This window comes from Pandoraea pulmonicola (genome assembly GCF_000815105.2).
Classification (GTDB): domain Bacteria; phylum Pseudomonadota; class Gammaproteobacteria; order Burkholderiales; family Burkholderiaceae; genus Pandoraea; species Pandoraea pulmonicola.
This window is the reverse complement of sequence record NZ_CP010310.2, coordinates 381,661-400,399: the sequence shown is the minus strand read 5'-3', so window position 1 is coordinate 400,399 and position 18,739 is coordinate 381,661. Positions and strand designations below refer to the sequence as shown.

The following is an 18,739-nucleotide window of genomic DNA, read 5'->3' as shown; positions in this document are numbered from 1 at the left end:
ACCCGCCATGTCTGAATGACATCTTCAACATAGGGGCAACACGCGATCTGAAAGCGCCTTGCAGGCGCCTTTTGCTTTTATCGTTCGGAAACATCGGGCGCCTGCGACGCCCGGTTTCGCTTCGCGTTCAGTCGGCCTGTCCGTCGAGTTCGTCCGAGCGCAGCAGCAGCTTGTCGAGCAAGCGCTCGTACACGCGCATTTCGTCGTCCGTCAGCGCCTCGAACAAACGGTCGTAGTGCGTGCGCGCCGCACCGATCACCACGCGCCACACGCGCTCGCCCTCGGGCGTGAGCGTGACCTTGACGGCGCGACCATCGTGCTCGTCGGGTGCGCGTCGCACCAGCCCGCGCGACACCAGCCCGTCGGCGCCACGGCTCGCCTGGCTCTTGTCGAGATTCGCGCGACGCGCCAACTCCGAATTCGACAACGCCCCCACCGTGCCCACGGCCGCGAGCACACGCGACTCCGCCAGACTCAGTTGCGCGCCCTCCGCATACGACTGCGCAATGCGCTTGTCGTGCTGCTTCATCAGACGGTGCATCTTGTAAGTCAGGAACTGATCGAGGGTCTTGTGGGCTGGCCGCATTTCCGTGTTTTCCCCTAGACGAAATGGGTCGTAATTTTGTTGCGAGCGCAACATTAGCACACTAGAATTGTTGCGTTAGCAACCAAATGCTCGATGACGTTTTCTCGTCATTCGCGCGATGTGCATTCGGCGTCTCCCCGCTGACACGAGACCGATGCACATAGCGCCGAGCATCCTTATGGGTGTCGCATCATGCATCGACCGGAGACCACTCCGCGCGCATCGCTTTACCACGCATACCGCGTTCATCCTCATTCTTACCCGCCTGGCGCGCCCAACGATCCCGCGCAGGTGGCCGTCGCCATCGTCGGCGGCGGCCCCATCGGCATGGTCACGGCACTTGCGCTCGCGCGTCACGGTGTGCGCTGCATCGTGCTGCAAGCCGAGCAGCAGGTGTCGGAGGGCAGCCGCGCCATCGTCTTCACGCGACGCTCGCAGGAGATTCTGCAGGCGGTCGGTGTCGCCGACGCCGTCGTCGCGAAAGGCTTGCCGTGGACCAGCGGCAACTCGTATTACCGCGGCCAGCGCGTGTTCCGCATGGAATCGCCGGTCGATGAAGACGATCGCTTCGCGCCGCTCATCAACCTGCAGCAGAACGTGCTCGAGAGCTATCTGGTCGATGCCATCGAGCGCGAGCCGCTCGTCGAGATGCGCTGGGGCAACAAGCTCGTTGGGCTGGCGCAGCATGACGATCACGTCGCGCTGCGGATCGACACCCCCGAGGGCGAATATGCGCAACGCACGCAGTGGCTCGTCGCCGCCGACGGCGCGCGCTCGACAGTGCGCTCCGTGCTCGGCCTTCGCTTCGAAGGCGCGAGCTACGAAGGCCGATTCGTCATTGCCGACATCCGCATCGATCTCGACTTGCCGACCGAACGGCTGGCCTACTTTGCTCCCGACTGGAATCCCGGCAACACGGTGCTGATGCATCGCGAACCGGACGGCATCTGGCGCGTCGACTATCAACTGCCGGCGACCGAGACGTCCGAACACGCGTTGCGGCCCGAGACGATTCGCGAGCGTATCGATGCGCAGCTCGACATGATGGGCTTCGGCGGCAAGCCGTGGGAACTCGACTGGTGCTCGGTGTACTCGGCACGCGCGCTCACGCTGCCCGACTACGTGCACGGCCGCGTGCTGTTCGCCGGCGACGCAGCGCATCTGCTGCCGATCTTCGGCGTGCGCGGCGCGAACACCGGCTTCCAGGACGCCATCGATCTGTCGTGGAAACTCGCAACCGTCGCCAAGGGCGCGGCGCCCGCGCAACTGCTCGCGTCGTACACGCATGACCGAGTGGGCGCCGCCCGCGAGATCATCGCCGAAGCCGGCAAGAGCACCCGCTTCATGACGCCGCCCACGCACGGCTTTCGCGTGTTGCGCGACGCGGTGCTCGATCTCTCGCTCGATCACGAATTCGTGCGGCCGCTGTTCCACTGGCGCACGTCTCGCGCGCACGACTATCGCGACTCGCCGCTCAACAGCCCGACCGACGACAACGCGCGCATGAGCGCCGGCCCCTGCGTGGGCGCCCCGGCGCCCAACGTGAAGCTCGGCGATAACGACTACCTGTACGACCATCTCGGCGCTGCGTTCCATCTGCTGACGTTCGGCGACACGTCGCTCGACGAAGCGCTGCAGCGCGAGGTCGTGGCCTGGCGCGAACACGACATTCCAGTGAAGGTGATCGCATTCCCGCAGGCGCGCGGTTCGATCGCGGGCTCCGACCTCACGCTGCCCGATCCGACCGGCCACGCCGCCGGCAAGTACGGCGCGACGAACGGCACGGCTTACTTGCTGCGCCCGGACCATCATATTTGCGCACGCTGGCAACGGCTCGATGCCGTGCGTCTGGCCAACGCGCTGGCGCAGGCGACGGCCCACACATGAACCGCTCGCTCGCCCTGCAGGAGACCCCGTCATGACAAACGCACAAACCGCCATTGCCGGACTCGAGGATATCTACGACACCCTCGCGCTGGCCATCGACAACGCGCCGGAAGACAAACGCGAGTTGCTGCTCGCAAAGATTGCACTGTTGCTGGCCCGGGAGATCGACGATCCGCAACGCGTGATCGATCTCATCGGACAGGCCGCGCGCCGGCAGTCGACCTGATCGGTCGTGGTCGGCACTCGCTTACTGCCTGGCCGATGTTCGTCGCCACGAGTCCGCTCGCGGGCATCGCCATATTGTGGTTCGCATCGCTGGGGCGACATCGCGCGAGCTGATCGCGATCATGGCATACGTGAGGTTCCGGGCCATAATGCGATACCGTTCGATATCGTTCCATATCGCCATTTCGCATTCGCCGATTCGCCCGAACTCGCGCATTCACGCTCAAGCTCAAGGAGCCTCGTCATGCCCGTCACAACGCCGGTGGCCGCCCAGGGCCCCACGCTCGTCGTACTCATCGACGCCGATAACGCCGCGCCCGCCATCGTGGAGGGGCTCCTCACCGAGGTGGCCAAGTACGGCGTGGCGAGCGTGAAGCGTATCTACGGCGACTGGACCAAGCCCAATCTCGATGGCTGGAAGAAGTGCCTGCTCGAATACTCGATCCAGCCGATCCAGCAGTTCCGCTACACCGTCGGCAAGAACGCCACCGACAGCGCCATGATCATCGACGCGATGGATCTGCTCTACACGGGACGCTTCGACGGCTTCTGCCTCGTATCGAGCGACAGCGACTTCACGCGCCTCGCCTCGCGCATTCGCGAACAAGGACTCATCGTGTACGGCTTCGGCGAGCGCAAGACGCCGCAGCCGTTCGTCACCGCCTGCGACAAGTTCATCTACACCGAACTGCTGCGCCAGGAGGACGAACCCGACGACGACGAGGCGCCGGTGCCACGCAAGCGCCGCAGCGCATCGGAGCTCAAACGCGATGCGCGGCTGGTGCGCCTGCTGCGCAATGCCGTGACCGGCGTGTCCGACGAGGACGGCTGGGCGAGCCTGGGCGCCATCGGCAGTCACATCGCCAAGCAGGCCCCCGACTTCGATTCGCGCAACTACGGTTTCGGCAAGCTGAGCGATCTGGTCGCCACCATCGGTCTGTTCGACGTCGAGCAACGCGCGGGCAGCGGCGGCAACAAGGGCATCTGGGTGCGACTCAAGCCGCGTCGCGGCACGGCCAAGCGAGACGAGTGACGCCGTCGAGAAATTTTTCCGGGTTTTCTCGCGAAAGACTTGCCAGCTTCGAAAATTGACCCTATACTCGCGGTCTTTCTAGGCTCGTAGCTCAGCTGGTTAGAGCACCACCTTGACATGGTGGGGGTCGTTGGTTCGAGTCCAATCGAGCCTACCAACGAATCAAAGCACAAGGCGTTGCGCGTTTTCGCGTAACGCCTTTTGTTTTTTCCACTCGCGTTACAAAACGACACACACCCGACAAACTCGTAGCACCTGACGCGCGCCGCAGCCCCTACACTGACAGCAACGATTCGACGACAGACGCCTTCGCTCTCCCAAGCGTTCTCGTCCGCGCCCATCGCCCCGAATCACCCGCATCACTATTCCATGCGCACGCGGTGTCATCGCCAACGAATGCATCGACCGGCGAGCGCAACGGAGGACATCATGAAACGCATTCTCGTCATCGCTGCACTCGGCGCCGCCGCCGCACTCGCCTCGGGCGCCGCTTCGGCCCACGTGGACGTCGGCCTCTATCTCGGCGTGCCGGCACCGGTCGTCTCGGCGCCGCCCGTGTACGTCGCGCCGCAGCCGGTGTACGTGCAACCGCAACCCATCTACGAGGCACCGCGCCCGGTCGTGTATTACGGGCGCGATCGCTGGGGCGACTGGCGCGAACGCCGCTGGGAAGACCGCCACGACCGTGGCTGGCATCGCGGCTGGCGCCGGGATCGCGACGACTGATCGCATGAAGAACGAAGCGGCCCGCCGGTTGGCGTCGGCGGGCTTTTTAAGCGGGAAGCGGCCCTGTCGCTTTCCGCGTTCTTTTATCTGACGCCGCCCCCGCGCTCACACCACCGGCACATCGCGCAGTTCCCGCTTCATCCACTCCACGAACGCACGCGTACGCGATGGCAGCAGCCGCGCGTGCGGATAAACGATGTTCACCGGCCGGGCCGGGCCTTCGAAATCCTTGAGCACACGCACGAGCCGCCCGTCCGCCACCGAGGCGGCGACCTGATACGACAGGAAGCAGCCGTAGCCCATGCCAGCCACACATGCCTCGACGGCCGTCAGGCCATGGTTGATTTCGAGATTGCCGTCCACCGGCACGACGAACTCGCGCCCCGCCTCCCAGAATCGCCACTGTCCATAGCCGCCACCGTGCGAGCGGATGCAGTTCTTGCCGATCAGGTCGCGCGGATGTGCGACTTCGCCTTGCTCCGCCAGACACGCGGGACTCGCGACCACGACACGTCGAATGGCGCCGATGCCCTGCGCGACGAGCGTGGAATCGTCCAGCGGCGAGATGCGAATGCCGACGTCGATGCCCTCCTCCCACAGATTCACCACGCGATCGTTGAGCAGCAGCCGGCACTTGACCGCCGGATGCGCGCGCAGGAAACGATGCAGCGCAGGCGCCACATGCAACTGGCCGAACAGCACGGGCGCCGTGACCACGAGCGTGCCGCTCGGCGCTTCGTGCCGCGCTGCGAGCCTGGCCTCGGCCTCCTGCAGTTCGCTGAGGATTTGCCGGCACGTCTCGAGATAGGCTCGGCCCTCCTCCGTGAGCGCGATGCGACGCGTGGTCCGATTGAGCAGCCGGACGTCGAGCGACGTCTCGAGCGCCGCCAACGTGCGCACCACCGCCGGAAGAGAAGACTCGAGCACGCGCGCCGCCGCGCTCAGGCTGCCCTGATCGACGATGGCGACGAACGTCTGCATTGCGCGAAGTTTGTCCATGTCGCGCATCATTACTCCGAATATCGGAGTAGTCAAATCAACTTCTCAGCATTTATCCGAAAATCGGCGGGATAGAGAATACGTCCATCGTCCGACAGGTTCGACACCGGGCCTGCGGCTATCCCACTACCGGAGACGTCTCATGAATCGCTCTACGCAAACCTCATCGCCTCGCCCCGCCCGCCCGATCCGGCTGTACCGCCATGCGCTTTCGGGGCACTGCCATCGCGTGGAGTGGATGCTGCATCTGCTCGATCTGCCCTACGAGACGGTGGACATCGATTTCGCGACGGGCGAACACAAGCAACCGGCGTTTCTCGCCATCAACCCGTTCGGCCAGGTGCCCGCGATCGACGACGACGGCGTGGTGCTCGCCGATTCGAACGCCATCCTCGTCTACCTTGCGAGTCGCTACGACGCGAGCGGTACATGGTTGCCGCGCGATCCCGTGAACGCCGCGAAGGTGCAGCGCTGGTTGTCGGTGGCGGCGGGCGACCTGGCGTTCGGCCCCGCCGCGGCACGCGTCGTGGTGCTGTTCAAGCGCGACATGGAGACGTCGGCAATGATCGAGCGCGCCCACCTGCTGCTCACGCGCATGCAGGCGCATCTGTCGTCGCCGGGCGCGTCGCCGTTCCTCGCGGGCGACGCGCCGACGATCGCCGACGTCGCATGCTATGCGTATCTTGCGCATGCACCGGAAGGCAACGTTTCGCTCGAACCGTATCCCGCCGTGCGTGCGTGGCTCGATCGCGTGGCGAGCTTGCCGCGCTTTCTGCCGATGGCGTCGACTGCGTGCGGTCTTAACGCCGACAAGGCTGCGTGAGGCCATCATGAACACGCCCGCGCCCGTCCCCCGTATCGATGCCTCGGCCGGCGCTCCCGCTGCGCCATCGCCCTCGCCGTTCCACGTCGGCGAGCTCGCCGTGCAGCAACGCGCGGGTTCGCTCGACGCCATGGCGGAGGTCGGCGCGCGCGTGATTCGCACCGCGATGCCGGATCAGCACCGGACGTTCTTCGCGCAACTGCCGTTTCTGATCGTCGGCGCGCTCGACGCGCAAGGTCAGCCGTGGGCCACGCTCGTGAGCGGCTCGCCGGGGTTCGCCCGCTCGCCCGATCCGACGCTGTTGCGCGTGAACGCCCTGCCGCCTGTCACCGATCCGTTGCATGGGGCACTGATAACCGGTGCGCCCGTCGGCATGCTCGGGCTGGAGCCTTCGACGCGGCGACGCAACCGCGTCAACGGGCGAATCGTCGAGGCGGATGCCGAGGGCTTCGCGATTCGCGTTGCACAAAGCTTCGGCAACTGTCCGCAATACATCCGCAAACGCGAAATCACACCGGAGCGGCACGACATGCCGCCCCAGGCCGAGTCGCCGCAGACCTCGCTCGACGACGACGCCCAATGGCAGATCGCGAGCAGCGATACGTTCTTCATCGCGACGCACTACGCGGGCGAAGGCGCGAGCGAGCGCAGTGGCGGCGCGGACGTATCGCATCGCGGCGGCAAGCCCGGCTTCGTACGCGTGGACGACGCGAACACGCTGACATGGCCGGACTTTCGCGGCAACGCCTACTTCAACACGCTCGGCAATCTGCATGCGAACCCGCGCGCAGGCCTCGTCTTCGTCGACTTTGCGACGGGCGACTTTCTGCACGTGGCGGGCGAGGCTGAAATCCTGTGGCAGGACGAATCGGAAAGCGGCTTCGAAGGCGCGCAGCGACTCGTGCGCCTGCAGGTGCGTGAAGTGCGGCGCGTACGAGGTGCCCTGCCGGCAGCGTGGCGCGATGGCGAGGCGTCGCCCACGCTCGAGCGCACAGGCATGTGGCCGGTGGCCTGATGTCATCGCGCGGACCGCTTGCCGCGCGAATGGGCTCCGTGTACAGTGTGTACACGCCTGTCGAGTGACAGGCGCGTTATCCTCCTTATCGACCTGATCGATTCATGACTGCACGCGCATCCGTCCGATTTGCCGCATCGCCGCTGGAACGCGGTGCCGGCCCGCGGTTGCGCGCCCGCCTCGTCACCGTCGCTCATCCCCCGCCCGCTGGCGTGGCGCCACCCGCCGTGGTGGCCGACGTCGCAATCGTCGCAGTGGCCTGACGCCACCTCCGACGTCGCCGGGTGCACGTCACCCGTCTCGACACGTTTTCATTCGAATTGTTGTTCGGCCTGCGTTGCAGAGGGTGCACGCGTTGTTCTCGCATGACTCACGCATGCGACATGGGCAACCTGTGCAGTCCGCCGTCCTGTGCGCCGGTATCGGTTGCGGTTTGCCGCGCTCGTTGCGAGTCGCCGTTGCCCGATGGGCGACGCGGCGGACACGGCAGCGGCGATGACGCACGCAGCCGATGGCCGCCTCGACGGCCATCGACGCACCGCAGGACCGACCATCCTCTTCAGGGGAAGATCGATGCAAGTTGACGCACTTGCGTGGCGCCGTCACGGCGTAACGCTGTTGTTCGTTCTGATGTGGAGCGGCGGCGCGCTGGCCGCCAAGTGGGGGCTGACGCACGCCTCGGCCTTTGCGTTTCTGGTGATCCGGCTCGGCGTGGCGTTTGCGGCGCTCACGCTCATCGCGCTCACCCGGCGGCAATGGTGGCCGGCATCGGGCACGCGCTGGCAGGTGGCGGGCACCGGTGTGCTGCTCGTCGGCGGCTATCAGACGGCGTATCTGCTGTCGCTCGCCTACGGCATCACGCCGGGCGCGCTCGCGACCGTGATGGGCGTTCAGCCGATTCTGACGCTCGTCGCGCTCGAACGCGCGCATAGCGGCCGGCGTCTGGCGGGGCTCGCGCTTGCCCTCGGTGGACTGGCGCTCGTCGTGGCGCAAAGCCTGCTGTCGGCGCAGTTCTCCATCACAGGCTCGGCCTGGGCGCTCACCGCACTCGCCTGCATGACGCTCGGCACGCTCGCGCAGAAAGGCTCGCGCCAGGCGCCGCTCGACGTGCTGCCGCTGCAATACGCGGTCGGGCTCGCGCTGGCGCTCGTCGTCATGCCGACGCAGCCGTGGCACTTCGACGCGTCCATCGGTTTCTGGCTGCCATTGCTGTACATGGGCCTCGTGATTTCGGTCGGCGCGACGTTGCTGCTCTACCGGATGATCGCGACGGGCAACCTCGTCACCGTCACCAGCCTGTTCTATCTGGTGCCGGTTGTCACCGCCCTGCTCGACTGGGGCATCTTTGGCCATCGGCCAACGGCGCTCGCGGTGGCGGGAACGGCAGCCATCCTGCTCGGGCTGCGGCTGGCGCTGCGCTGATCGCGCACGCGGCGGCCTGGCGTCGGTGCATTCCAGCTAAGATTGTCGTTTGTCAGGTGACAATGGTGAGGCATAACCTCCCGTTGTCACCAAAACCTCTTACGACAGGACGTTGGACGATGGATCTGCTCGACGACATGCGCATCTTCGTCAACGCCGTGGATGCGATGAGCTTCACCGGCGCCGCCACGAAACTCGGGCTCTCGAAGCAATTCGTGAGCCGCCGCATCTCGTCGCTGGAGCAGTCGCTCGGTGCGCGTTTGCTGCTGCGCACGACGCGGCGGCTCGCCGTGACCGACCTCGGACGCATCTATTACGAGCGCGCCCGACGGATTCTCGAAGACGTGGAAGCCGCCAACCTCGCCGTGAGCAGTCAGGGCGAGCGGCCGCGCGGCAATCTGCGGGTCTCGGCGCCGATGTCGTTCGGCACGATGTTCCTGGGATCGGTGATTCCGTCGTTTCTCTCGACCTACCCGGACGTCACCATCGAACTGGAGCTCAACGACCGCACGGTGGACATCATCGGCGAGGGGTACGACGTGGCGGTGCGCATCGGGGCGCTGGCCGACTCGTCGCTGATCGCCCGCAACATCGCGCCCATGCGCATGGTGACGTGCGCCAGCCCGCGCTATCTGGAGACGCATGGCACGCCCGAGACCCCGGAGGCGCTGCGCGAGCACGCCCTGCTGCCCTACGGCCATAGCCAGCGCGTGAACTGGACGTACCACCGCGACGGCCATCCGCTCGAAATCCCGGTGTCGGGCCGTCTGCGCGTGAACAACGGCGAGCTCGCGCGCGACGCCGCCGTGGCGGGCCTCGGCATCACCCTGCTGCCGGTGTTCATCGTCGCCCCCGCGTTGCTCAACGGGCGTCTCGTCACGGTGCTCGACGCATTCTCCGCGCCAGCCACGGCTATTCATGTCGTCTACCCGCAGCATCGTCAGGCATCGCTCGTCATTCGGGCGTTCACCGACTTTCTGGCGGCGGCGTGCGGCGTGGCAGGGGCTCAGTGGTAATCGATCTGCTGAAAATATAGGCGGAAGTTCGTGGGACGGCACGCGCGCCATCGCGCGGGAATTGGCCGTCAGACTTGACCATCCATAGCCCGGACGGGGATACTTGACAGGTTAAAAACCCAGCTTTTCCACGCCGATGACCACGATTCTGCAACACATCCCCACGGGACAACGGGTCGGCATCGCCTTTTCGGGCGGTCTCGACACCAGCGCTGCGCTGCTTTGGATGCGCAAGAAAGGCGCCATTCCCTACGCCTATACGGCCAATCTGGGTCAGCCGGACGAACCTGACTACGAAGACATCCCGCGCCGCGCCATGGCTTATGGCGCCGAGAATGCCCGCCTGATCGACTGCCGCGCACAACTCGTGGCCGAAGGTATCGCCGCCCTGCAATCGGGCGCGTTCCACATCTCGACCGCCGGTGTCACGTACTTCAACACCACGCCGATCGGCCGCGCCGTCACGGGCACGATGCTGGTTGCCGCCATGAAGGAAGATGGCGTCAATATCTGGGGTGATGGCAGCACGTTCAAAGGCAATGACATCGAGCGCTTCTACCGCTACGGTCTCTTGACCAACCCTGGCCTGCAGATCTACAAGCCGTGGCTCGACCAGACGTTCATCGACGAGCTGGGCGGCCGCAAGGAAATGTCGGAATTCCTGATCGCGAACGGCTTCGACTACAAGATGTCGGTCGAGAAAGCCTATTCGACGGACTCGAACATGCTCGGCGCCACCCACGAGGCCAAGGATCTGGAGCACCTGGATTCGGGCATCAAGATCGTGCAGCCGATCATGGGCGTGCCGTTCTGGCGCGACGATTGCGCGATCAAGGCCGAAGAGGTCACCGTGCGCTTCGAGGAAGGCCAGCCGGTGGCGCTCAACGGCAAGACGTTCGCCAACGCCGTCGAACTCTTCGAGGAAGCCAACCGCATCGGCGGTCGTCATGGTCTGGGTATGAGCGACCAGATCGAGAACCGCATCATCGAAGCCAAGAGCCGCGGCATCTACGAAGCCCCGGGCCTCGCGCTGCTGTTCATCGCTTACGAACGCCTGGTGACCGGCATCCACAACGAAGACACCATCGAGCAATACCGCGAGAACGGCCGCCGCCTGGGCCGTCTGCTGTACCAGGGCCGTTGGTTCGACCCGCAGGCGATCATGCTGCGCGAAACGGCGCAACGCTGGGTGGCGCGCGCCGTGACCGGCGAGGTGACCATCGAACTGCGCCGCGGCAACGATTACTCGCTGCTCAACACCACCTCGTCGAACCTGACATACAAACCCGAGCGCCTGACGATGGAAAAGGGCGAGTCGGTCTTCACCCCGCTCGACCGTATCGGTCAACTGACCATGCGCACGCTCGACATCGTCGACACGCGCGAGAAGCTGATGACCTACGCCAAGGCCGGTCTGCTCACCGCATCGAGCGACGACGCCCTGCCGCAGCTCGAAAGCAAGAAGGACTGAACCCGGCTGACGGTATCGCCCGCGGGCGGTACCGTATCGTCTGCCGCAACAGGCGGCGCGCCCCGAAAGGAGCGCGCCGCCTTTGTTTTTGGTCTGTCATCGATCACGCGCTAACATAGCAGCAAATAGGCTGTTTCCCAAAAATCCCCACGGCACGGAAGTGCTCGCGGATGCCCGGCCCTCGGGACGAGGCAGCATGCGATGGAGACCTAACGTTGGTACGTCTGATACTGCTGTTGCTCGGCGTCGATTATCTGCGCCGGCGGGCCCGCGCCCTGATATGGATCGGGGCGCTGTTTTTCGCCTTCGGGCTGGCGCTGATCGTCGACGCGCTCGACGGGGTGGTGCACTTCCCGATCAAGATCTTCGCCTGGATGCTGCTGCTCGAGGGGCTTGCCACGCTGGCCATCGTCGGCATCGGCGTGGGCGGCCAGCGCATCGTGCGCGGCATCAAGGGCGGCACGTTCACCATTGCCGCGTTGCTGGTGCTGATGTTCCCCGAACGCCACGGCAACTTCTGGCTGTCGATGCTCTTCGGCACCCTGTTTCTCGCGGACGGCATGCTGCAATGCGCAGCCGCCTACGTCGTGCGCTATCCGCGCTGGGCGTGGGCCATGGCGGGCGGTTTGCTGGAAATCGCGGTGGCGATCTTCTTCTATCAGCCGTATCCGACGCATTACAAGGGCACGCTACCTTATGCCATCGGCCTGGGCCTCGCCTTCACCGGCTGGAACATGCTGGTGCTCGCCATGCGCGCCCGGCGCATGCGTCGCGACTTCCGGGTGGAGCAGATTCTCGGCAGCCCGCAGGAGAAGCGCGACCTGTGGACGCAACGTCCCCGCGCCCCTCGCTGGGAAGGCCCACCGTCGGAAACCGAGCCGGCATTGACGGTTCACGTCTGGACGCCGTCCGGATCGTCGAAGGCGCCGGCACGGCGTCACCCCGTGATCGATCGCTACATCGCCGCCGTCGATCGCAACGGGGTGATCTCGACCGGCCACGCGGCGCTGGAGAGTCACGAAGGCGTGTATGTGAGCCTCTACCCGGCGCAGGAAATCGACCGCTCGCCCGATCAGTTCGGACAACTGCTGCGAGCGACGCGCGAGAACGATGTACCCGGCACATTCCAGCCGGACTATGCGACCGAATCGAAGACGTGGTGCCCGTCGACGGTCAAGGTGCGCATCCGCAACTACAGTCCGCAACAGTTGGGCGCGTTCTGGGAAACGTACCGGCGGAACACCACCTACAACCTCACGCACCGCAACTGTTCGAGCAGCGTGGCCAAAGCGCTGGAAGCGGCGATCGAGGGGCGCGTCGGTCAACTGGCAAACGGCGCCGATGCCGGCTGGTGGACGTTCGTGCGACTGTGGCTCACGCCCGAACTGTGGGTCGCGGCACAACTGCGCAAACGCGCCAAGACGATGGCGTGGACGCCCGGCCTGGTGCTCGATTACGCACGCGCGGTGAGCATGCTGGTCGATCCGCGGCCGTTCGGCTGGATCACGATGTCGTCGCTCGCGCTGCGCCGCATGCGCCGCTCCCGGCGCGCGTGGCGTGAAGCCGCGCAGCAGGCCGCCGCACAGTCACAGGGCGGCCAGGCCTCGCACGGCTGACCGGCATCACGCAAGGCATACGGGCGAGTCCTCATGTGAGGTGACGCGACAACGTCTTTTATACTGACGAGACGGCACAGCAGGCATTCGGACGGTGCATTCCACGCCGCACGCCAGCTTCAGCGCAACCCACGACGAGGACAGTCCAGCATGTTCAACCGCCTGTGGCGCTATGCGAGCGCCGCCATGTTCGCCAGCCTGGTCATTGGACGTGCCGCCCACGCGATCACGCCCGAGGCCGCGCCCGCCACCATCCCGCACGGCGCGATCGTGGAGCGCCTGCCGCTCGACGCCGACCACGGTTTGCCAGAGGCCGGCGAGCAGTTCCGCATCCGCTACAGTTCCATCGACGGTGTCGGTGGCATCGAGGCGCGTGAGGATACCGGCGCGGTTTTCCTGCCCAAAGGACCGACGCCGCCCGGCGGCTGGCCGGTGGTCCTGTGGGCGCACGGAACGGTCGGCGTCGCAAGCGGCTGCGCGCCGTCGCTCAACGTGCGCAGCCAGCGCGACATCCAGTATCTCGGCACCTGGCTCTCGCTCGGCTTCGCCGTCGTGGCGCCCGACTACGCCGGTCTCGGCTCGCAAGGACTTCACCATTATCTGGACGCTCGCGCGCAAGCCTACAGCGTGCTCGACAGCCTGCTCGCGGCGCGCAGCGCATTCCCGCTGCGCAACCGCGTGGTTCTCGTCGGTCAGTCGCAAGGGGCGCATGCGGCGTTCGCGGCGGCGGGCTATCAGCCGACCTATGCGCCGGACGTCAAGGTGATCGCCACCGTGCTGACCGGCACACCCTACTTCAATGCGAAGACGTCGGCCGCCATGCTGTTCGCCGGTCAGCCCGACCCGGGCGCCCCCGATCCCAAGATTCCCTACGCGATGTACCTGTTCCTGTCCGCCGCCGACCGCAACCCGTCGCTGCAGGCGGCGCGGTACTTCTCGGCGGATGCGCTGCCCGTGCTGGAAGCGGCGCACAAGCTATGCATCGGCGAACTCACGGATCGCTCGACGGCGGCCGGACTGAACGCGGGCAACAGCCTGCAGCCGAACATCCAGAAACTGTTGCACGACCAGATGCCGTCGCTGCGCTTTCCCACGCTTCGCATCCGGCATCCGGTATTCATCGGCATGGGCTCGGAGGACATCGACGTGCCGCTCATGATGCAGCAGGCTTTTGCGCGCGATGTCACCGAAGCGGGCACCGCCACGCTGGTCCGCGTGTACGCCGGGCTCGATCACGACGCGACGCTCAACCCGTCCCTGCGCGACTCGGTGCCGTTCGTGCTCAAGCTGATGGCGACGGAGAAACGTGCACGCGCACAATAACTAGAGGAAGTCTTCGGAATTTTGAGGAGAGGATGCGGGAGAGATGTTTTTTGGAGGACGGGTAAGCCCATGATTTCATGAAGCTTATCCGGTGTTGCGAATCTGCAACATGTGGGCAATTACGCAAAAATACATATGGTGCATCGCAGCACGCTGCCCTATACTGAACTCGTCTCCTCCATGTCTCCTCCTGATATGGATTAAAGCCCGCAACGCGCGGGCTTTCTTTTTTTCTGCATTTGATTTCCTGCCACAGGGGTACCGTTCAGTCCTCCTCCCCGGCGTCCACCGCGTCCGTCAATCGATCACCGCCGCACAGGTATCCGTCGGCGCCGCCAGCACGTCGCCGACACCCGGAACAATCTTCAGTCCCGCCGACGCCACACGGCAAGGCGCGGCCATCAGCCCGCACCCCGAGGCCGACATCACGAACGGCAGAATCGCAAACAGCGCCCACCAACGGCGCAGATTGCGCGGGGCAGGCTTCGAGACCGCCCGTCTCGCGTCATCGGCGTCGGCAATACCCCGCGGGTGGCCGCCACGCGAGCCTGTCGGCAAAGTATCGGCGCTTGAAACGGCGGCGGCCTTGCGGCGCATCCTGGATGGCGAAGTCATGAAAATGTCCTGGAAAGGGGGGGCCGGCATCAGACGGCCGGAGTCGTGTGACCGATGTAGGTGAAGCGCGCGACCGGGCCGTCGTCCGTCGTCACGGGTTCGTTCCAGATGCGCAGCAGACGTGTGCTCATCGGCAGCCCTTCACGCGGATAAAGCCGCGTGTAGACAACCACCGGTTCATTGGTTTCGTCGGCGCGAGCAACGCCCAATGCGAGGTAGCAATTGCCCTTGTAGTGCCGGTAGACGCCGGGGCGAAACGCCTCGATTTCCGGCGTCGATTCCGCCGACGGCGCAGTCACGTTCGTAGTCATCCTTCTCTTCTCCCGCAGGCATGCCGACCCCTGCGGATCCGCAGCACAAATCTGTACAACGCCGCGCGTTCAGCGCGGCACGACGATACCCACCGACTTCGCCAGCGGCGCCGGCGAGATGCCCGACACGCCACGAAACGGCTCGTCGAGGTTGACGATCAACGCGATCACCATGCCGATCGCGCCCATGTGCATGGCGACGATGAAGTTGCTCTTCCACGTCGCCGGATACCGCCCGTTCATCGCCATCGCGGCCAGCATGAAGAGCGAGATGACCCACCAGAACACGCCGGGCACGGTCTTGGTCGAGTTCTCGAAACGGCCTTGGCGCGCCTCTTCCAGACGGTCGAGCAAGGTGCGGATGGAACTGGCGCTGTCTTCGTGCCTGGCGATGACGCGGCGCGTTACCCCGACAAAGGCGGTCAGCGCTTCCTCGGTACGCGGCGACAGGTCCGGGTCGGCCGTGCTCAGCGTCTGCCACTCGTCGGTGACGGCCGACCTCACGTAGTCGCGCAGCATGGCGCGCGCCGCTTGCGCATCGGCATCGCCCACGGCCTTGAGCTCGCGATCCAGACGCCGCACCACCGACGCCTCGCGCAGCGCCTGATCGTCGGCATGGCCGAGATTGGCACGTACGTCGCCCAGGACATGCGCGAGCACGAAGACGATGAAAGCGAGCAGGCTGCCGTGCACGACGTCGGCCACCGTACCGCGGACTTCGGACGGGTGCGCGAGACGATCGAAGAGGAAGACGCGTGCGAGCCACGCCACACCGATGGCAAGCAACGCCGTGGCAAGCGCCACGCTGACGAGCAACACGCCCGTCGGCATCAATGTCATTTCATCGACCAGCCAGCGCATTCCGGTTTTCCCTGTTCTGTCGTTATCACGCGTTCGTGGGCGGCGCCAGACGAGCGCCGCCGCCGATGCGGCGACTATACCTGATGCACGGAAGACGGCAACTTCCGGGAAATTTCGGCGCCTGACAACGGAAACGCAGCGAAAGAATCAGCGGGCCTCGCCGGGCGCGAGAGACTTCGTCAGCAGCACCGTCGTGAAGCCGCTGTCCCACGCCTCGTCGGGATAGGTGGCGACTTCCGCATAGCCGTGCCGGGCATAGAACGCGCGGCTTTGCGTGTTGAACGTATCGGTCTCCAGCCTCGCCAGCGCGTGGCCGTTCGCCTGCATCCCCGCTTCCGCGTGCGCGAGCAGCAATGCGCCGATCCCTTGCCGTTGACAGTCCGGCGCGACATGCAGTGCGTCGATGAAATCGCCCATCACGTGCACCATGCCGACGACTTGCGCTGTGTCGTCCCTGGGCACGGCCACCGTGAACGCGGACCATTGCGCTTGCACGTAAGCGCGCGTGCGCTCGCCGGACGCGAACGTCGCCGCAACCTCGGGACGCAGCATGGGCGCCCACGTCGTGCGATAGGTCTGCATGAGCAGCGACGTCAGCGCATCGATGTCCGTCGCAAGCGCCGGCCGCAACACGATCTCAGGACCACGCATTGCGAAGCCTGCGCGCCACGTCGATGTGTACCGTCACGTCGCCGACCGGCCCGCGCAGCGCGTCTCCCTCGCGCGGCTTCGGCAGCGTCTCGTACAACGGCAACATGGCGTCCGAGACGAAGCGGCTGCGCGTGCCGTACACGTGACGATCGCCCAACCCGGTCTGCTGGTGAACGTAGAAGCGTTGCGGCACGACGAGTTGCAGCGACTCCTTGGCCCGCGTCATCGCCACGTACAGCAACCGCCGCTCTTCCTCGGTGTCTTCATCGTCGCCCGTACTCATGTCCGACGGAATGCAGCCGTCGACGACGTTCAGCACATACACGGCGCGCCATTCCTGCCCCTTGGCGCTGTGGATCGTCGACAGGATCAGGTAGTCCTCGTCGAGCAGGGGCGCGCCGGATTGCGCGCTGGTCGCATCGGGCGGGTCGAGTGTCAGCTCGGTCAGGAACTGCTCGCGCGAACCGTAGGTGCCCGCGATGCGCGCGAGCTGCTCCAGGTCGGCCTGACGCACCACCGCGTCGTCGAAGCGCTGCGTGAGCAGCGGCGCATACCAGCGCAGCGCCAGATCGACGTCGGCGGGCCAGGCGAGACGCGTGTCGTGCAACGCCATGAAGACATCCACGAAACCGCGCCAATCGCTCGCGGCGGCCGACGGCGGCTTGAATTCGGCCAGCACCTGCGCGGGCGTGGCGGACTGCGCCATGGCGTCGAGCAATCGCGTGGCGCTCACCGGCCCGATGCCGGGAACGAGTTGGGCCACGCGAAACCCCGACAGCCGGCTCGCCGGATTGTGTGCCCAGCGCAGTATCGACAACATGTCCTTCACGTGCGCGGCTTCGAGAAACTTCAATCCACCGAACTTCACGAACGGGATGTTGCGTCGCGTGAGTTCGAGCTCGAGCGCCGCGCTGTGGCTGCCGGTGCGAAACAGTACGGCCTGCTGTATCAGCCGGATGCCTGTCTCCCGTTGCGCCAGCACCTGATCGGCCACCCAGCGCGCCTGCCCCGATTCGTCGCTCACATTGACGAGCTGCGGCAGACGCGTCGACTGGCGATCGGTCCACAGCGCCTTTGCGTAGCGCTCGCTCGATTCGGCGATGACGGCGTTCGACGCATCGAGAATCGGCTGCGTCGAGCGGTAGTTGCGCTCCAGCGTGACCACGTGCGCCGGTTCGGCGAACTGGCCTGGGAAGTCGAGGATATTGCGGATCGTGGCGGCCCGGAAGGCGTAGATCGACTGCGCATCGTCGCCGACCACGGTCAGGCCGCGGCCATCCGGCTTCATCGCGAGCAGGATCTGCGCCTGCAGGCGATTGGTGTCCTGATATTCGTCGACGAGCACATGATCGAAACGCGCACCGAGCTCGCGCGCGAGTTCCGGTGCACGCATCATTTCCGCCCAGTACAGCAGCAGGTCGTCGTAGTCGAGCACTTGCTGCGCCTGCTTCGCATCGACGTACGCGCCGAACAGCGTCTTGAGCTGCGCCTCCCATTGGGCGCACCACGGGAAGTGCTTGGCGAGTACTTCGGCCAGCGGCGCCTGACTGTTCACCACGCGCGAATAGATCGACAGACAGGTGCCCTTGAGCGGAAACCGCGACTGCGTGTTCGAAAAGCCGAACTCGTGGCGCGCCAGGCCGAGCAGATCTTCCGCATCGCTGCGGTCGTGGATCGTGAAGGCTTCCGAGAGGCCGATGCGCGCGGCGAAGTCCCGCAGCAGGCGCGCGCCGATGGCGTGAAACGTGCCCGCCCACGGTAGCCCCGGGGGCTGCGAAGAGGCCAATCCCAGCACCTTCTGCAGCACCGCCCCCACGCGTCGTTCCATTTCGGCGGCCGCGCGGCGGGAGAACGTCAGCAGCAGGATGCGATTGGGATCCGCACCGCGCACGATGAGGTTCGCCACGCGGTGCGCCAGCGTGCTCGTCTTGCCCGATCCCGCCCCCGCGATGACGAGCAACGGCCCGCCGGCCGAGCCATCGTCGCCCACGCCATGGTCGACCGCCTCGCGCTGGCGATCGTTGAGTTCGGCCCACGGGTCGCGGGCGGTTGCTGTCGGCTGTTCTGACATGCGAAGCATCGGGAAAAACGGCGGGGACACCGATGAGAAACGGGTACGAACGGGTACGGACGGCGGAGTGCGAACCTCGACCCACGAG

17 protein-coding genes, 1 tRNA gene and 1 pseudogene are annotated in these 18,739 nt (G+C 65.6%); 12 read left to right on the top strand and 7 right to left on the bottom strand.

What is annotated here, in order from left to right:
- Positions 1-127 precede the first annotated feature (127 nt).
- Positions 128-586 carry a MarR family winged helix-turn-helix transcriptional regulator gene (locus RO07_RS01730; RefSeq protein WP_039407537.1) on the bottom strand — a complete coding sequence of 153 codons (459 nt, stop codon included), beginning with the start codon at positions 584-586 and terminating at the stop codon, positions 128-130.
- A gap of 192 nt (positions 587-778) precedes the next feature.
- Here RO07_RS01730 and RO07_RS01725 point away from each other — a divergent pair, with 192 nt between their 5' ends.
- The 5 genes and pseudogenes from RO07_RS01725 to RO07_RS01705 all read left to right on the top strand — a co-directional run bounded on the left by RO07_RS01725 (position 779) and on the right by RO07_RS01705 (position 4,457).
- Positions 779-2,473 (top strand): FAD-dependent monooxygenase, encoded by a 1,695-nt coding sequence (locus RO07_RS01725; protein ID WP_039407534.1) that lies wholly within the window; start codon positions 779-781, stop codon positions 2,471-2,473.
- Positions 2,474-2,504: 31 nt separating this feature from the next.
- Entirely contained in the window at positions 2,505-2,699 is a 195-nt protein-coding gene (locus RO07_RS01720; protein ID WP_039407532.1) for a hypothetical protein, read from the top strand.
- A gap of 243 nt (positions 2,700-2,942) precedes the next feature.
- Positions 2,943-3,704 (top strand): annotated as a pseudogene (locus RO07_RS01715) (NYN domain-containing protein); the annotation flags it as partial.
- 107 nt (positions 3,705-3,811) lie between these two features.
- Positions 3,812-3,888: transfer RNA gene (locus RO07_RS01710), tRNA-Val, on the top strand.
- A 272-nt stretch (positions 3,889-4,160) separates the two neighbouring features.
- Entirely contained in the window at positions 4,161-4,457 is a 297-nt protein-coding gene (locus RO07_RS01705; protein ID WP_039407526.1) for a hypothetical protein, read from the top strand.
- A gap of 105 nt (positions 4,458-4,562) precedes the next feature.
- On the opposite strand, the gene RO07_RS01700 is transcribed toward RO07_RS01705, so the two are convergent.
- The gene (locus RO07_RS01700) at positions 4,563-5,456 is read right to left on the bottom strand and encodes a LysR family transcriptional regulator (protein WP_039413905.1); all 894 of its coding nucleotides are present in this window, start codon (positions 5,454-5,456) and stop codon (positions 4,563-4,565) included.
- Between the two features lie 142 nt (positions 5,457-5,598).
- Between RO07_RS01700 and RO07_RS01695 the strand changes: the two genes are divergently transcribed.
- The 7 genes from RO07_RS01695 (at position 5,599) to RO07_RS01665 (ending at position 14,142) form a co-directional block, all read left to right on the top strand.
- Positions 5,599-6,279 (top strand): glutathione S-transferase family protein, encoded by a 681-nt coding sequence (locus RO07_RS01695; RefSeq protein WP_052266935.1) that lies wholly within the window; start codon positions 5,599-5,601, stop codon positions 6,277-6,279.
- A gap of 130 nt (positions 6,280-6,409) precedes the next feature.
- Positions 6,410-7,294: a pyridoxamine 5'-phosphate oxidase family protein gene (locus RO07_RS01690; protein ID WP_418303713.1), complete on the top strand. Its 885-nt coding sequence runs from the start codon at positions 6,410-6,412 to the stop codon at positions 7,292-7,294.
- Between the two features lie 573 nt (positions 7,295-7,867).
- Positions 7,868-8,716, top strand: coding sequence for a DMT family transporter (locus RO07_RS01685; RefSeq protein WP_039413897.1), 849 nt, complete (start codon positions 7,868-7,870; stop codon positions 8,714-8,716).
- Positions 8,717-8,835: 119 nt separating this feature from the next.
- Entirely contained in the window at positions 8,836-9,732 is an 897-nt protein-coding gene (locus RO07_RS01680; protein ID WP_039407522.1) for a LysR family transcriptional regulator, read from the top strand.
- Positions 9,733-9,868: 136 nt separating this feature from the next.
- Positions 9,869-11,203: an argininosuccinate synthase gene (gene argG / locus RO07_RS01675; protein ID WP_039407520.1), complete on the top strand. Its 1,335-nt coding sequence runs from the start codon at positions 9,869-9,871 to the stop codon at positions 11,201-11,203.
- A gap of 215 nt (positions 11,204-11,418) precedes the next feature.
- Positions 11,419-12,819, top strand: a complete 1,401-nt coding sequence (locus tag RO07_RS01670; protein ID WP_039407517.1) for an HdeD family acid-resistance protein — start codon at positions 11,419-11,421, stop codon at positions 12,817-12,819.
- A gap of 150 nt (positions 12,820-12,969) precedes the next feature.
- Positions 12,970-14,142, top strand: coding sequence for an alpha/beta fold hydrolase (locus RO07_RS01665; protein ID WP_039407515.1), 1,173 nt, complete (start codon positions 12,970-12,972; stop codon positions 14,140-14,142).
- A 297-nt stretch (positions 14,143-14,439) separates the two neighbouring features.
- On the opposite strand, the gene RO07_RS26795 is transcribed toward RO07_RS01665, so the two are convergent.
- The 5 genes from RO07_RS26795 to RO07_RS01640 form a co-directional block, all read right to left on the bottom strand.
- Positions 14,440-14,568 carry a DUF6726 family protein gene (locus RO07_RS26795; RefSeq protein WP_335645815.1) on the bottom strand — a complete coding sequence of 43 codons (129 nt, stop codon included), beginning with the start codon at positions 14,566-14,568 and terminating at the stop codon, positions 14,440-14,442.
- A 218-nt stretch (positions 14,569-14,786) separates the two neighbouring features.
- The gene (locus RO07_RS01655) at positions 14,787-15,068 is read right to left on the bottom strand and encodes a DUF1653 domain-containing protein (RefSeq protein ID WP_052266934.1); all 282 of its coding nucleotides are present in this window, start codon (positions 15,066-15,068) and stop codon (positions 14,787-14,789) included.
- Positions 15,069-15,137: 69 nt separating this feature from the next.
- Complete coding sequence (locus RO07_RS01650) at positions 15,138-15,929, bottom strand: bestrophin-like domain (protein WP_039407508.1); 792 nt, start codon at positions 15,927-15,929, stop codon at positions 15,138-15,140.
- A 147-nt stretch (positions 15,930-16,076) separates the two neighbouring features.
- Positions 16,077-16,580 (bottom strand): GNAT family N-acetyltransferase, encoded by a 504-nt coding sequence (locus tag RO07_RS01645; protein WP_039407506.1) that lies wholly within the window; start codon positions 16,578-16,580, stop codon positions 16,077-16,079.
- A complete protein-coding gene (locus RO07_RS01640; RefSeq protein WP_039407504.1) occupies positions 16,567-18,660 on the bottom strand; it encodes an ATP-dependent helicase in 2,094 nt (697 codons plus the stop codon). The genes RO07_RS01645 and RO07_RS01640 overlap by 14 nt, the downstream gene beginning before the upstream one ends.
- Positions 18,661-18,739: the final 79 nt, after the last annotated feature.

Coding starts and splice junctions, on each gene's coding strand:
- RO07_RS01730 (WP_039407537.1), bottom strand. CDS start 586: ATGCGGCCAGCCCACAAGACCCTCGATCAGTTCCTGACTTACAAGATG.
- RO07_RS01725 (WP_039407534.1), top strand. CDS start 779: ATGCATCGACCGGAGACCACTCCGCGCGCATCGCTTTACCACGCATAC.
- RO07_RS01720 (WP_039407532.1), top strand. CDS start 2,505: ATGACAAACGCACAAACCGCCATTGCCGGACTCGAGGATATCTACGAC.
- RO07_RS01705 (WP_039407526.1), top strand. CDS start 4,161: ATGAAACGCATTCTCGTCATCGCTGCACTCGGCGCCGCCGCCGCACTC.
- RO07_RS01700 (WP_039413905.1), bottom strand. CDS start 5,456: ATGGACAAACTTCGCGCAATGCAGACGTTCGTCGCCATCGTCGATCAG.
- RO07_RS01695 (WP_052266935.1), top strand. CDS start 5,599: ATGAATCGCTCTACGCAAACCTCATCGCCTCGCCCCGCCCGCCCGATC.
- RO07_RS01690 (WP_418303713.1), top strand. CDS start 6,410: ATGGCGGAGGTCGGCGCGCGCGTGATTCGCACCGCGATGCCGGATCAG.
- RO07_RS01685 (WP_039413897.1), top strand. CDS start 7,868: ATGCAAGTTGACGCACTTGCGTGGCGCCGTCACGGCGTAACGCTGTTG.
- RO07_RS01680 (WP_039407522.1), top strand. CDS start 8,836: ATGGATCTGCTCGACGACATGCGCATCTTCGTCAACGCCGTGGATGCG.
- argG (WP_039407520.1), top strand. CDS start 9,869: ATGACCACGATTCTGCAACACATCCCCACGGGACAACGGGTCGGCATC.
- RO07_RS01665 (WP_039407515.1), top strand. CDS start 12,970: ATGTTCAACCGCCTGTGGCGCTATGCGAGCGCCGCCATGTTCGCCAGC.
- RO07_RS26795 (WP_335645815.1), bottom strand. CDS start 14,568: ATGTCGGCCTCGGGGTGCGGGCTGATGGCCGCGCCTTGCCGTGTGGCG.
- RO07_RS01655 (WP_052266934.1), bottom strand. CDS start 15,068: ATGACTACGAACGTGACTGCGCCGTCGGCGGAATCGACGCCGGAAATC.
- RO07_RS01650 (WP_039407508.1), bottom strand. CDS start 15,929: ATGCGCTGGCTGGTCGATGAAATGACATTGATGCCGACGGGCGTGTTG.
- RO07_RS01645 (WP_039407506.1), bottom strand. CDS start 16,580: ATGCGTGGTCCTGAGATCGTGTTGCGGCCGGCGCTTGCGACGGACATC.
- RO07_RS01640 (WP_039407504.1), bottom strand. CDS start 18,660: ATGCTTCGCATGTCAGAACAGCCGACAGCAACCGCCCGCGACCCGTGG.